The sequence below is a fragment of the Halorubrum tibetense genome (assembly GCF_042661865.1).
GTDB classification, from domain to species: Archaea; Halobacteriota; Halobacteria; order Halobacteriales; family Haloferacaceae; genus Halorubrum; species Halorubrum tibetense.
This window is the reverse complement of the sequence record NZ_JBHSWW010000731.1, coordinates 1-525: the sequence shown is the minus strand read 5'-3', so window position 1 is coordinate 525 and position 525 is coordinate 1. Positions and strand designations below refer to the sequence as shown.

The 525-nt window shown below is 46.1% G+C and carries 1 protein-coding gene; it reads left to right on the top strand.

Annotated elements, in window-relative coordinates; genetic code table 11:
- On the top strand, positions 1 to 525 hold a 525-nt coding region (locus ACFQEU_RS17995; RefSeq protein ID WP_379784392.1), incomplete at both ends, for a hypothetical protein.

Genomic DNA, 525 nt, shown 5'->3' with positions numbered 1-525 from the left:
AGGTGAAAGTGTCAGTGAGAACACGGGTTTTTATGCGCAACTAGGTTGGATCTCTGGCTACTACTATGACTTACCTCGCCCCATGGCGAGTGCGGTGCGCGAATATGAAGATAAGGCATTTGTTCAGGAGTTGCGTTTAGTTTCCAATGCGGGGGGCGCGATTGATTATGTGGCTGGTCTTTATTACATGGATCAAGACCTAGGCTCGGTTCAAAATTCCTATTTACCAGGCTTTACCGATTACACCATTGCGCTTTGGGGCGATCAATTTACCACAGGCACTGATCAAGATTGGGCCTATGATCGCAATGAGACATTCAAAGATCGCGCGGCTTTTGGTGAACTCACTTGGCATATGAGCGATGTTTTACATTTAACCCTCGGCGCGCGCTATTTCGATAATCAGTTTGAGAACAACACCTTTATTGCACTACCTATGTATGATGCCGATAACGGTCGAGCGTCTGATTTTAGCTTCGATGATTCTGGCACCCTGTTTAAAGTTAACTTAGCGTGGGATATCAG